Origin of the sequence: Shewanella sp. SM20 (assembly GCF_025654545.1) — a bacterium.
In the GTDB taxonomy this organism is placed as follows: domain Bacteria; phylum Pseudomonadota; class Gammaproteobacteria; order Enterobacterales; family Shewanellaceae; genus Shewanella; species Shewanella oncorhynchi.
Window position 1 is genome coordinate 1 of the sequence record NZ_JAKKRK010000047.1, and the last position, 14,188, is coordinate 14,188.

The window sequence follows — 14,188 nt, forward strand, 5'->3', positions numbered from 1 at the left end:
AAATCTTCAATATCTTCCCAGCCCTCACAGCCTGCGATAACTGCACACAGCGTTAAAAACACCACGTCAAACAAGGGATAAACGACCTTAGATGCTTGCCTTGGGTCTTCTAATTCTGAAAAGTGCTCTGCAAAAATATCGATGTTCATAAACTGGCTCCGCGTAAAAGCCAGTATCTGATCACAACGGAAGATCGCGGTCAATCAGTTATGTTAAAGTGCGCGTTAAATGTTCGTGATCTTGCCCTGGATAAAAATCCGAGTTATATTAACAAACTTATCGATTTAACCGTCAGTCATATTTTATCTGGACCGACTAGTGATAAGTTTGTGTACTCTTTATACAAACAGATGAAGTTTAATTGAATAAACTGCTAAACAAAATATCCATCATCACTGAAGACGATAACGTTTACATATCAAGCTCACTGGCTTATATCGTGCAGACGATTGCCCATCAGCTGTACAAATATTAAGTATTCGCGAGCCAATAATAGACTATGTTTCTAGCTTAATGATCAATAGAGACGATTTTGTTATCTGTCTCTAAATAGCGCTCAAAATCATCAACGCACATAGGTTTAGCAAAATAATACCCTTGAATAATATAACAGCCACGGCTAAAGACTTGCTCTAACTGCTCAACCGTCTCAATCCCTTCAGCAACCACATTTAATTTAAGGTTACGGGCTAATTCAATAATACTGCTCACAATCGCCTGATCTGCGGTATTAGTGGCGATATCAATCAAAAATGAGCGATCAATTTTTAGAGTATTGACCTCAAAATTACGCAAATAAGCCAGTGAAGAATACCCAGTACCAAAGTCATCGATGGCAACCTCGATCCCCAAAGATTTCAATCGAGTCAGGTGGTCTTTAGCGACATGCAACTCCTTCATCAATACGCCTTCGGTGATTTCTAATCCTAAAGATGCTGTTGGCATTTGGGTTTCTTGCAAAATTCTTTGGATATCTTCAATAAAATCTGGCTGCCTAAAATGCACCGCCGAAATATTAACCGACAACTTAAAGCCAGAGCCATAGCGCTTAGTCCAATTGGCCCCCTGCACACAGGCTTGTCTTAATACCCAGCGGTCAATATCAACAATTAAACCGCAAGCCTCAGCAACTTTAATGAAAATATCGGGGCGAATAAAGCCGTCTTGCGGATGTTTCCAGCGAATTAATGCCTCCATTCCTATGAGCTTATCATTACGCAAAATATCAATTTGCGGCTGGTAATAAAGCTCGAACTCTTGCCGCTCTATAGCTTTGCGTAAATCGGCTTCAAGCCGTAAATGATAGAGGGCTTGAGCATTACGCTCCGAGGAATAATATTGAAAATTGCCTCGCCCTTCTTCTTTGGCATGGTACATAGCAAGATCGGCATTCTTGATAAAAGCCTCAGGCTGCACCGCATCGTCGGGCCAAATACTGATGCCTATACTGGTAGAAATATAAAATTCCCGACCATACAACTTAAAAGGCGCGACAATTTGCTCCAACAGGCGCTCGGCGACATGGTTAATATCGTCAATGCTGTTTGCATTGCGGAGTAAAATCACAAATTCATCGCCACCAAAACGACAGAGTAAATGCTCACTGGAAATACAAGATTGCAGTCGACTTGATGCTTCGACCAGCAGTGCATCGCCCATGCTATGACCATAGGAATCATTAACATGCTTAAATCTATCGAGATCTAAAAACAGTAACGCCAGTTTCTCACCTGTTTGTTGCGCAGCTTGAATCGACTGTAATAGACGGCTAGAAAATAAGGAGCGATTTGGCAAACCAGTAAGCACATCGTAATTAGCCAAACGGCGTAAATCGGCTTCAGTACGTTTACGCTCCGTAATATCAGAAAATACCACCACATAGTGGGTTACTTTCCCGTTAATGCTTTGCATCACCGACACGTTTAGCCACACTGGACAGAGTTGCTGATTGGCGCGGATTAACTCCCGCTCTCCGGTCCAAGACTGACTATCACGGAGAAGTTGCTTGATTTCCGATGCTAACCCGTCATTCATCTGTACGAATTGTGCAAATGGTTGCCCGACTAAGTCGTCAGAATCTATACCAATAATTTGTTGCGCAGCGTAATTCGCAACGCGAATACCGCCTTCGACATCTAAAATCAACACACCTTCAGAGGTATTGCCAAACGCTTTCGCCAATAAATTAATTTCATCTTCTAGCTGGCGTTGCACAGTAATATCGCTATAAATACCCGCGACCCGTTCAATTTCATTTGAGTGCTTATTGCGAGCAACTGGCCGCCCTCTAACCCTCAGCCATCCCCAATTACCGTCCTTACGCTGATAGCGATATTCGGCCTCGAATCGGTCAATCTCACCCGCCATCATGTTGTCCCACTGAGCGAGAGCTTTCTCCCTATCCTGCGGATGCACAGGCAAATCCTCTAAGCTCACCACAATCTCATTGGCATGCGTACCAAGCACCGAACCGCGATTATCAAGGTGAAATGCCTGAGTATTTTTATGCCACTCCCAGAGATCTGAGTCACTGCCGCGCAAAGACTGCCTTAACCTGTCCTCACTCTCCGTTAATGCCAGATTCATCTGCTTAAATGTATTGATCTGTCGTTGTCGATACCAAGCAAGACTTAAAGCAATAATTGAAAATAACAGCAGCAAAATACCTTTAAAACCTTGGGATAACCACCAATGCTGCTCAACATAAAAAGGATAAGAGAACGGCTTATCTGACCATATCCCATTAACTTGACTCAAAATATCTAACACATAGCCACCCGCCGCTAATCCTGCGAGGTTGATCTGAGATTCCCCCTGCAACAAGACATAATGGCTATCTTCATCCTGATAACGTAATCGGTATTTAAATTGAATTGGCGAATCATCGAGATAATCTAAGTTAGTGATTTGAAAACTCACCATATTCGCATCGGGTTTGATAGTCATCAGGTTACGCGGCAACAAGGATACTTCTGTCGTGTTGTTATAGTACACAGAGACAGATTCAAGCATCACATGGTCATCGGTTATACGATTGACCAGGCTATTGACATCGAGTCGCATCACACCTTCAGGTGTTCCTAAGTAAAAGCCTGTTTTTGGCGAATAAAAATAAGCGCCCTCGTTCATTTCATCGGAAATCAAACCATCAAGTTGATTAAACATGGCGATATTGCCAGTTTGAATATCCTGACGAATCAAAGAATCAGCACAACCCACAAGATTTGACTTAGGGGTCTTTTGAATAAAAAACACTGAACTACAATTTAATTGCCATTCGGAAGTCAGTGAAACTAACGATTCCGCCTGCTGATGATATTCAAACAAACCTTTTTCATAGGAACCAAACCAGATAATTCCCGGGGACATTTCTTCAATATGGCTAATCGTTGGTTGTGCCGCAAAAGCATTAAATAAGTGCCGTTGATCATGAAACTCGTTTTGACTGTCTATGTAACCAAAGACTTTTTTACCGCCAACCCAAAGACGACCGTCAGAGGTACGATAAATCGTGCGGATCACTGGCCGCTTGGGGCCATCAAATTCGTTCGATGACTTATCAATATCAAATGGCTGGGGCTCATAGAGTCCCATTTCCCAAAAATAGAGTCCCGTGGTAGTCGCAATCCAGACGCGTCCTTTCAGTTTGGGATCCCGATAAGTTTTATATATGAGCTTATTTTTAAAGTCATCCTGACCGTGAGTCCATTTAGAAAAACTGCTGCCTTGCAAGGTCTCTTTATCAATAACAAAAAGACCACTGGTTGTTGAGATCAGTAAATAATGGTCCTCAAACTCACTAATATCATAAATACTTTCGTGGGGATTAAACCCCTCAATCGGAATGTTAACCGCTTTTTTACTGCCCTTAGCAACAAAATCTAAACTAGAAGAACCGAGCCAAACCCCTTCATCACTGGCATGTACAGACCAAGTCATGGCATCGCTCAGCTGATAGGGTTCATCTGCCGCATAAGTATCAAGAATGAAATCAGGCTGTGACGCTAACAATGCCAATCCATCACCAGAGCCTCCAACCCACATCAAGCCTGCATCATCAAACAACATGGCTTTCAGCATTTCCATGTTGGCCTCAGCCTTCAACTCTTGCTGATAGTTCTCAATCAACCGTGTCTCAGGCGACCATTTTAACAAGCCAATACGACTGGCAAACCACAAATACCCTTTAGCATCTTCAATGATCGCTGTGCTCCAATCGGGTAATTCTGGCACAGGTGTAATTTGATGAGCGATTTGATCTAATTGATAAACACCACGCCCTGTCGCAATCCAGATCCTATGTTGAGTATCCTCCAACATATCGAGAATACTGCCCATAGATTCGGTCCAAGGGTATTGGAACAGCCGTTCGCCCTTGTTATCGAGGAGCTCTAGTTGCAACTGCCCCGCAACCAACATGTGTCCATTGGGCATAAGTAATAACTTGCGCCAAGGAAGGTCGCGATTAACAGCTAATTGGGTGATAAGGCGCAGTTCAGACTTTGAAGGGGAAAACTCATAGATCTGACCATTATCAATTAATAATCGCCATGTTTTGCTATTCTTGCGGGCTGCCGATATCAGCGCACCACCTGGAAACTGCGGGAATAGATAGGGAGAACCAAACGCGGTAAATTGATTTTGTACTATATCGTAAAGGTAAATCGCGGCATTAGTGCTGACCAATAACTTGTCTCGGTCGATGTTCACCACTGTCGTTAAAAAGTCATCCGCAAGCCGTGATTCCGTGCCAATTTTATCAATGCGCCGCACCTTAGAATTACTGACCCGATACAAGCCCTGCTCAGTCGCTGCCCATACAAAACCGTAGTCATCTAAGGCTAGACCTCGGATGCTGGTGACAGCTAAACCGTCTCTATCGGTAAAAACACGCTGCACGAAGCCGCCCGCCCAAGCCGAATGGACGCTAATCAGTGAAAGGATGAAACATGTCAGAATTGTTCTAATTATTTTTGTTTGCATGTGACAACTTACCGCATACCATAACTGTACTGTAGCAGCTCAATCCTATCAATTCACCCGCTTGTTTACATAAAATTTACAAAAAAATACAGGCAATAAAAAAGCGCTCAAGTGAGCGCTTTTTTAATCGACAGCTAAATTACTTTTTCTTTGCCTTTGGGTTTGGCAAATCAGTAATAGAACCTTCGTACATTTCAGCCGCTAAGCCTACTGATTCGTGCAGTGTTGGGTGAGCGTGAATGGTTAATGCTAAATCTTCAGCATCACAACCCATTTCAATCGCTAGACCGATTTCGCCTAACAGCTCGCCGCCGTTAACACCCACAATAGCACCACCGATCACGCGGTGAGTGTCTTTGTCGAAAATCAGCTTAGTCATACCTTCAGAACAATCTGACGCAATCGCACGACCACTTGCAGCCCATGGGAAAGTTGCGGTTTCGTAAGCAATACCTTGCTCTTTCGCTTCTTTCTCAGTCAGACCAACCCAAGCGACTTCAGGGTCAGTGTAAGCAATAGATGGGATGACTTTTGGATCGAAATAGTGCTTCATGCCAGCGATAACTTCAGCCGCTACATGGCCTTCGTGCACGCCTTTGTGAGCCAACATTGGTTGACCAACGATGTCACCAATTGCATAGATGTGCGGTACGTTAGTACGCAGTTGCTTATCAACCTTGATAAAGCCACGCTCATCAACGTTAACACCTGCTTTTTCAGCATCTAACGACTTGCCATTAGGTGCGCGGCCAATTGCTACCAATACGGCATCGTAACGGACTGCTTCAGTTGGTGCGCTCTTACCTTCCATAGAAACATAGATACCGTCTTCACGGGCTTCTACCGCTGTGACTTTAGTTTCAAGGATCAGGTTGAATTTCTTCTTGATTTGCTTAGTAAATACGCGAACCACATCTTTATCTGCCGCAGGGATCACTTGGTCGAACATCTCAACCACGTCGATTTGGCTGCCTAAAGAAGCGTACACAGTACCCATTTCTAGACCGATAATACCGCCGCCCATCACTAACAACTTGCCTGGAACTTCTTTCAGTTCTAATGCGTCAGTCGAATCCCAAATACGTGGATCTTCATGCGGAATAAATGGCAGTTTGATTGGGCGAGAACCCGCTGCAATGATCGCTTGCTCAAAAGTCACTTTAGTCACAGTGCCATCTTCAGCAGTCACTTCTAGCGTGTTAGGGCCAGTGAATTTACCAAAACCGTTAACCACGTTAACTTTACGCATTTTGGACATGCCGCCCAATCCGCCAGTTAATTGGCCAATGACTTTTTCTTTAAAGCCACGTAACTTATCTAAATCGATAGTTGGCTCGCCGAAGACCACACCGTGAGCGGCAACCGCTTTGGCTTCTTCGATAACTTTAGCAACGTGCAGTAAGGCTTTAGATGGGATACAACCCACGTTAAGACACACGCCACCTAAAGTGCTAAAACGTTCAACTATGATGGTTTCCAGACCTAAGTCAGCAGCACGGAAAGCCGCAGAATAACCTGCAGGACCTGCACCTAATACCACTACCTGAGTTTTGATTTCGTTACTCATGTTTTCCTCTAATTCTCATTCAATCCGTTGGAGGAGCTATCCTGCCAACCGAAAATGCGCCAGCGCGTAAGGTGGGCGCATTTTAACCTGTGTTTGATACTGATCACAATAAACAAAAGGCTGCTCAAGATGAGCAGCCTTATATGCTTACAGAACCAAAGTACGAATATCGGACAGAATTCCTGACAGCGTTACGCTAAAACGTGCAGCCATGGCACCATCGATCACGCGGTGATCGTATGACAGTGACAGCGGCAACATCAATTTAGGTTCGAACTCTTTACCATTCCACTTAGGCTTAATTTCAGATTTAGACACACCTAAAATCGCCACGTCTGGGTAGTTCACGATAGGCGTAAACGCCGTACCGCCAATACCACCTAAACTTGAAATGGTGAAACAGCTACCTTGCATATCAGCAGATTTCAGCTTGCCATCACGGGCACGGATAGAGATATCAGCCAGTTCACGAGATAACTCGATAATGCCTTTCTTATCCACGTCACGCACGACTGGCACAACCAAACCGTTTGGCGTATCAACCGCCACACCGATGTGGAAATACTTCTTCTGGATCAGTGATTCGCCATCAGAGCTTAAGCTCGAGTTGAACACAGGGAACTGTTGCAATGTTTTAGCCACAGCTTTCAGCATAAACACTAAAGGCGTGATCTTGTAATCGGCTTTTTTCTTCGCCGCTACATCGTTTTGCTGCTTGCGGAACTCTTCCATTTCAGTGATATCAGCTTCATCGAACTGAGTCACGTGAGGGATAGTCACCCAGTTGCGGTGTAAGTTAGGGCCAGAAATCTTCTGGATACGGCTTAATGGAATCTCTTCCACTTCACCAAACTTACTGAAATCAACTTTAGGTGCTGCAATCACTTGCAGACCACCGCCGTTACCTGAACCAACAGAAGTTGCAGCAGTCGCTTTCGGACGCGACAGTTCGTATTTCACATACGCCTGCACGTCTTCTTTCATAATGCGACCTTTACGGCCAGAACCTGTCACTTGGGTCAAGTCGACACCAAACTCACGGGCTAAACGGCGTACTGCAGGAGACGCATGTACCGCACCGGTAGACACAGGTGTACCTGCGCTTGGGTGATGTGGTACTGGTGGACGGCTTGCAGGTGTTGGGGCTGCAACGGGTGCAGCGCTCACTGGAGCTGGAACAGCAGCTTGAGCTGCACCCGCACTTACTGTTGCAACAGAAGTCGTCTCAATCGTCGCAATGACGCTACCTTGAGAAACCTTGTCACCCACTTTAACAGTCAAAGACAGCAGTTTACCGGCGAATGGCGCAGGCACTTCCATGGTGGCTTTGTCAGTTTCAAGCGTAATCAAACCTTGGTCGGCAGTGATTTCATCACCGACAGACACGAGCACTTCGATCACATCGACATTACTGGCATCGCCAATATCCGGCACTTGAATTTCTTTTACCGCAACCACGCTTGCCGCTGGTGCTGCGGCCGCTGGCGCTACCGTAGCGGCAGGAGCCGCCTGAGCCACAGTTGCAGCTGGCGCGCTAACGCTTGGAGCCACAGCAGGTGCAGCACCGCCCACTTCAAGCATGATGACTAAAGAGCCTTGCGACACTTTATCGCCAACCGCAACTTTAACGTCTTTAACCACACCCGCGAAAGGTGATGGCACGTCCATCGTCGCTTTGTCTGTTTCTAGGGTAATTAAACCGCTATCAACTTCAATCGTGTCACCGACAGCAACCAATACTTCGATAACCGATACATCAGTGTCGCCACCGATATCTGGCACAGTGACTTCAACCACTTTGGTTGCGCCCGTCGCAGGAGCAGCAGCCACAGGGGCAGGAGCCGCTTGAACTGGTGCAGATGCTGGTGCCGCCTGAGCGGGGGCTGCAACTGGAGCCGGAGCGGCAGCTGCCGCGCCCGCCGCTTGCATCATAGCAATCAAAGTACCTTCAGATACTTTATCGCCCACAGCCACTTTCAATTCGGCTAAAACACCGGCGAAAGGCGCTGGAATATCCATAGTCGCCTTGTCGCTTTCGACGGTAAGAATCGATTCTTCTGCAGCTAAGGTATCACCCACAGCCACACAAATTTCGATCACTTGCACTTCATCGCCGCCGATATCAGGAACAAAAACTTCTTTTAATTCAGCCATTTTCATTGCCTCTTACGCGTACTGTGGATTGATCTTGTCAGCGTCGATACCATATTCTTTAATGGCTTTTGCTAACACATCGACAGGCAGCTCTTTGCGATCAACCAGTGATTTCAGTGCCGCAATAACGATGAACTTAGCGTCCACTTCGAAGTGGTGACGCAGATTCTCGCGGCTGTCTGAACGACCGAAACCGTCAGTACCTAATACTTTGTAATCGGTAGGAATATAAGCACGTAACTGTTCGCCGTAAATCTTCATATAGTCAGTCGCGACAATTGCAGGTGCATCACTTGAAATCACTTGGCTGATATAGGCTTGTTTTGGCGTTTCGGTTGGGTGCAGCATGTTCCAACGCTCAGCGGCTTGACCATCACGAGTCAATTCGTTAAAGCTGGTCACACTGAATACGTCGGCAGTAATACCAAAGTCTTTCGCCAGTGCTTGCGCCGCTTTACGAGTTTGTTCAAGGATAGTGCCACAGCTCATTAACTGAACTTTGCCTTTACCTGAACCCGCAACCGTTTCTAACTTGTAGATACCTTTCACTATGCCCACTTCCGCACCTTCTGGCATGGCTGGTTGCTCATAGTTTTCGTTCATTGTTGTCAAGTAATAGAAGATATCTTCTTGATTTTCGCCGTACATACGACGGATACCATCTTGTACCACAACGGCAATTTCGTAGCCGTAGGTTGGATCGTAAGTAATACAGTTAGGGATAGTGTTCGCCAATACGTGGCTGTGACCATCTTGATGCTGTAAACCTTCGCCGTTAAGCGTTGTACGGCCTGAAGTACCGCCCACTAAGAAACCACGAGCACGCATGTCACCCGCAGCCCAAGCCATGTCGCCAATACGTTGGAAACCGAACATTGAGTAGTAGATGTAGAACGGGATCATAGGTGTATCGTTGACTGAGTAGCTCGTCGCTGCTGATACCCATGAAGACATAGCGCCGAGTTCGTTAATCCCTTCTTGCAATACTTGGCCGGTTTTATCTTCACGGTAGTAAGCAACTTGGTCAGAATCCTGCGGAATATATTTTTGGCCTTCGTGAGCATAAATACCCACTTGACGGAACAAACCTTCCATACCGAAAGTACGAGCTTCGTCAGGAATAATTGGCACAATATTTTTGCCAATTTTCTTGTCTTTCAGCAGAGCTGTCAGAACACGAACGAATGCCATAGTCGATGAAATTTCACGGCCGTTAGAGCCCTGTAAAATCGAATCGAAAATCTTCAGTGACGGCACTTCCATCTCTTCGGTGAACTTTTGACGACGTTGTGGCACGCTGCCATGCAGCGCTTCACGACGGCTCATCATGTACTTCACTTCTTCAGAATCTGGACCTGGGTGATAGAAAGGCAGATCTTCTAACTGGTCATCTGGGATCGGAATATTGAAACGATCGCGGAAGTAACGGATAGACTCGATACCCATTTTCTTCACGTTGTGAGCGATGTTTTTACCTTCACCCGCATCACCTAAGCCGTAACCTTTTACAGTCTTAGCTAAAATCACCGTTGGGCGACCTTTGGTTTTTTGCGCGTGATCTAAGGCTGCGTATACTTTCACCGGATCATGACCGCCACGGTTTAAGCGCCAAATGTCATCATCTGACATGTTAGCCACCATTTCGGCCGTTTCAGGATACTTACCAAAGAAGTGTTCGCGAGTATAAGCGCCACCTTTGGCTTTACAGTTTTGGTATTCACCGTCAACGGTTTCTTCCATTAACTGCAGTAACTTACCGCTCGTATCACGGGCTAATAATGGATCCCAGTAACGACCCCAAATCACTTTAACGACTTCCCAGCCTGCGCCGCGGAATTCGCCTTCAAGTTCTTGGATGATCTTACCGTTACCACGTACAGGGCCATCAAGACGCTGTAAGTTACAGTTAACGATGAAGACTAAGTTATCTAATTCTTCACGGGCCGCTAAACCAATCGCACCTAAAGCTTCTGGCTCATCACACTCACCATCACCTAAGAAACAGTAAACGGTTTGTGCTGAACAATCTTTCAGACCACGGTCAGTCAGATATTTCAGGAAACGCGCCTGATAAATCGCTTGGATAGGACCTAAGCCCATAGAAACCGTTGGAAATTGCCAGTAATCCGGCATCAGTTTTGGATGTGGGTATGAAGACAGACCCTTGCCATCCACTTCTTGACGGAAGTTAGCCAGTTGGTCTTCGCTTAAGCGACCTTCTAAGAATGAACGCGCATAAATGCCAGGGGCGATATGGCCTTGGAAATACACTAAATCGCCACCGTCTTTTTCATTTGGTGCGCGGAAGAAGTGGTTAAAACATACGTCATAAATAGTCGCGCTTGAGGCGAAGCTTGAAATATGGCCGCCTAATTCTAAATCTTTCTTAGAACCACGAAGCACCATAGCTAAAGCGTTCCAACGGATGATGGCGCGAATGCGACGTTCCATCTCTTGGTTGCCAGGCATGTGCGGCTCTTGACCCGCAGGGATAGTGTTCAGGTAAGCCGTTGTGGCGTTATAAGGCAAGTGAGTGCCATTACGACGCGCTTTATCGATCAGCTTTTCTAGTAAAAAATGCGCGCGCTCTGGGCCTTCCTGTTCCAACACGGCTTGCAGGGCATCAACCCATTCCTGAGTCTCTAACGGATCTACGTCTTGTAGCATATCTTCAGACATGACACTGTCCTTCTCTATATACATGATAATGAATGGTGTTTGCGGCATATTCCGATTTAGCTGGCAGCTAAATCACAGAACTTAAGCGCCACTCTTTAAACGGCGCAAGCTTCGCTGCAACCGGCTATCTTCTTCCCGCACAGATAACATCACCTCTTCGATGTAACTTAAGTGTTCATTCGAGGCTTCTCTGGCGGCGTCGGGATCACGACGAACGATGGCAGCGAGCAAGGCCCGTCTGTGATCGTTAGCCATAGTAGAAGCTTCTTCGCGGCGGCTTAAAAGCTCCAGGTTTTGCGCCACATTTTGATGCAGCACAGGGGTTAAACTAAGAACGAGGTGTAACATAGCCACGTTATGTGACGCTTCCGCCACAGCACGATAAAAACGCACAATCGCAGCAGCTTTTTGTTCGATATCGGTGGCGGCTTCCACCTCGAGGATCATACGCTTGATATTTTGCATATCGGCGTCGGTACCACGCAGGGCCGCAAAATAGGCCATCATGCCTTCGGTGGCATGGCGGAACTCCAGTAAGTCGTACTGACTCTCTGGATCTGAATTCATCAGTTCAACAATAGGATCGGCAAGGGTCTGCCAGAGTTGTTCTTTGACATAAGTACCACCGCCTTGGCGGCGCATTAACAGTCCTTTTGCCTCAAGCTTTTGAATAGCTTCACGCAAAGAAGGTCGAGACACTTCAAACTGGATCGCCAGTTCGCGTTCAGGCGGTAACTTCTGACCGGGCTGTAAACTACCCTCTAAGATCATTTGCTCTAATTGCGCCATGATCACGTCAGAAATTTTTGGCTGATTAATTTTACTATAGGCCATCAGGCGCTCAGCTCCGTTGTAAATTGGTCTTACCAATTTTTTTGAGTGAGCGCACTTTATCAAATCAGCGTTTTGATGTCCAGATTGAAGATCACTCCTTAAAAGCGATCTCGATCAAAAGCACCCACGAAGAGAGAGCATAGCGGAAAAAAATGTTTATGGGGTCAGACCATTTGACAAAAGCACGGACCTCGCCCACTAGGCGCTGCCAAAAGCGCAGCGGATAGATTCTAGGCTCTAGATTCTAGACTAGAAGGAGCACAACGACACCCTAGCAGCGAAGCGTTCTCGATTCTCGCTGCGAAGCATCCTTCTTTTAGCTCACCAATCCAAAAATGGTCAGTAATGAAAGTATTGCAACAATAAGTGTAAAGTTACGTTTACTGAGCACTAATAATGCTAAGGTTGATTGTACACATATAGGTGCACTTGCGACCTCTGGTAAAGGTTGTGCCGCTAATGCCGTTTCAGCAACCACAGTGCGAGCAGTCGCATTTAAGGTCAACCCATTACGGCGCCACGCCGCTAAACCTTCACTAAATTGACCACTTAAGGCATAACCAAAGGCGAAAATCCGGCTCGGTAACCAATCCAGTAGCGTAATCACTTCGTTGACTAAGGGTAGCTCTAGGGATTTACGGGCATTCTCTTCGGCATAAAAACGTACCGTGCAATACAGTACCGCACCGACTGGACCTAAAAAAATGAAAAACAGCGCCACGGCACCATAATAACGATAGTTAATCCAAGCAACACTTTGCCCCACTTTGGCACCTAGGTCTTTCTCGGATACAGCATCTAAACACTCGCTACAATCGAGTTCGGCGGCATAATGGTAACAAGCTTGGACATCTGAGCGACAAGCCGCTTGCATATACTTTTTGAAAATATCACGCTGTTTCTGATGATTAAAACAAACCACGGCCACAACAATCCATAGTGCTAAACTTAATAAGCCCCAAAACATTCCCGCCACTAACCAAGATAAAACATATACCAACAAGGCTGGTAGCACTAACGCCAACGCCATCATCACGCTTGTCAGTGACGCTTTATCACCGAAAAATGTTGTCTGATAGGATTGCAGTAAACGATCAAATTGCCATGATGAAGGAAGAAATTTAAGTCGCTCCACTAAAATGGCGACCAAGAGTGAAAATAATGCCATGGGCTGTACCTCTATAATTTGTCCATAAATAGTCTAGGTTTATATGGAATACGTCTAAACTCCAAAAAGTTAAGTGATTAACTAAGAGCGCAACGCCTGAGTATATTCCTTTAACTTGCCTAAATATCCTTCCCAATCAAAACTTTGCCCTGGGTCAGTTTTCCGCATTGGCGCAATATCACAATGACCCACAATCCGTTCAATACTCAGCAATGGATATTCTACCAGTAGGGCTTGTGTTAACTCGATGAGTGACTGATATTGCTCAGGAGTGTAAGGCTCAGTATCAGTGCCTTCCAGTTCAATACCAATGGAAAAATCATTACAATTCTCTCTCTCGCCATAACGAGACACCCCAGCATGCCAAGCCCTGTCATTACAGCTTACATATTGGACACGCTCGCCATTGCGGCGGATCAAAAAGTGCGCCGACACTTGCAACCCCTGCAACGGTGCAAAGCTGGAATCGGCATTAGTATCTAAACACCCTTGAAATAATTGATCAATGTAAGGTAATCCAAAGCAGCCTGCGGGCAGACTAATATTGTGGATCACTAACAAACTCACTTCATTCAAGGGACGTTGATTAAAATGTGGCGACTCACAACGCCTCGCACTATCACACCAACCAGAATCAAACCGCATTATGAGCTTATCCTCTATGCCACATATACCGCCTTACTCTAACAGTATTTCTCCAAGCAAAGAAGAAACCCTACGCACGGAACTTACTGACTGAGCTATCTTTTAACATTGAGATCATGGAGTAAACCATCCACTCTCAATTTAAATAAGGCTGCAGC

At 45.8% G+C, this 14,188-nt stretch carries 8 protein-coding genes; all 8 read right to left on the reverse strand.

Annotated features, from left to right (window positions below; translation table 11 throughout):
- Positions 1-149: transposase family protein (locus tag L5M18_RS17505; protein WP_263198011.1), on the reverse strand; the 149-nt coding region annotated here is incomplete at its 3' end.
- 361 nt (positions 150-510) lie between these two features.
- Positions 511-4,983, reverse strand: a complete 4,473-nt coding sequence (locus L5M18_RS17510; RefSeq protein ID WP_263197987.1) for an EAL domain-containing protein — start codon at positions 4,981-4,983, stop codon at positions 511-513.
- 139 nt (positions 4,984-5,122) lie between these two features.
- The gene (gene lpdA / locus L5M18_RS17515; RefSeq protein ID WP_105250398.1) at positions 5,123-6,550 is read right to left on the reverse strand and encodes a dihydrolipoyl dehydrogenase; all 1,428 of its coding nucleotides are present in this window, start codon (positions 6,548-6,550) and stop codon (positions 5,123-5,125) included.
- Positions 6,551-6,697: 147 nt separating this feature from the next.
- Positions 6,698-8,704 carry a dihydrolipoyllysine-residue acetyltransferase gene (gene aceF / locus L5M18_RS17520; protein ID WP_263197989.1) on the reverse strand — a complete coding sequence of 669 codons (2,007 nt, stop codon included), beginning with the start codon at positions 8,702-8,704 and terminating at the stop codon, positions 6,698-6,700.
- Positions 8,705-8,716: 12 nt separating this feature from the next.
- Positions 8,717-11,383 (reverse strand): pyruvate dehydrogenase (acetyl-transferring), homodimeric type, encoded by a 2,667-nt coding sequence (aceE, locus tag L5M18_RS17525; protein WP_105250400.1) that lies wholly within the window; start codon positions 11,381-11,383, stop codon positions 8,717-8,719.
- 81 nt (positions 11,384-11,464) lie between these two features.
- Positions 11,465-12,217 (reverse strand): pyruvate dehydrogenase complex transcriptional repressor PdhR, encoded by a 753-nt coding sequence (gene pdhR / locus L5M18_RS17530; protein WP_105250401.1) that lies wholly within the window; start codon positions 12,215-12,217, stop codon positions 11,465-11,467.
- Between the two features lie 316 nt (positions 12,218-12,533).
- Positions 12,534-13,385 carry a beta-lactamase regulator AmpE gene (ampE, locus tag L5M18_RS17535; protein ID WP_263169634.1) on the reverse strand — a complete coding sequence of 284 codons (852 nt, stop codon included), beginning with the start codon at positions 13,383-13,385 and terminating at the stop codon, positions 12,534-12,536.
- Positions 13,386-13,466: 81 nt separating this feature from the next.
- Positions 13,467-14,030 carry a 1,6-anhydro-N-acetylmuramyl-L-alanine amidase AmpD gene (gene ampD, locus L5M18_RS17540; protein ID WP_219255471.1) on the reverse strand — a complete coding sequence of 188 codons (564 nt, stop codon included), beginning with the start codon at positions 14,028-14,030 and terminating at the stop codon, positions 13,467-13,469.
- Positions 14,031-14,188: the final 158 nt, after the last annotated feature.

Coding starts and splice junctions, on each gene's coding strand:
- ampD (WP_219255471.1), bottom strand. CDS start 14,030: ATGCGGTTTGATTCTGGTTGGTGTGATAGTGCGAGGCGTTGTGAGTCG.
- ampE (WP_263169634.1), bottom strand. CDS start 13,385: ATGGCATTATTTTCACTCTTGGTCGCCATTTTAGTGGAGCGACTTAAA.
- aceF (WP_263197989.1), bottom strand. CDS start 8,704: ATGGCTGAATTAAAAGAAGTTTTTGTTCCTGATATCGGCGGCGATGAA.
- lpdA (WP_105250398.1), bottom strand. CDS start 6,550: ATGAGTAACGAAATCAAAACTCAGGTAGTGGTATTAGGTGCAGGTCCT.
- L5M18_RS17510 (WP_263197987.1), bottom strand. CDS start 4,983: ATGCAAACAAAAATAATTAGAACAATTCTGACATGTTTCATCCTTTCA.
- pdhR (WP_105250401.1), bottom strand. CDS start 12,217: ATGGCCTATAGTAAAATTAATCAGCCAAAAATTTCTGACGTGATCATG.
- aceE (WP_105250400.1), bottom strand. CDS start 11,383: ATGTCTGAAGATATGCTACAAGACGTAGATCCGTTAGAGACTCAGGAA.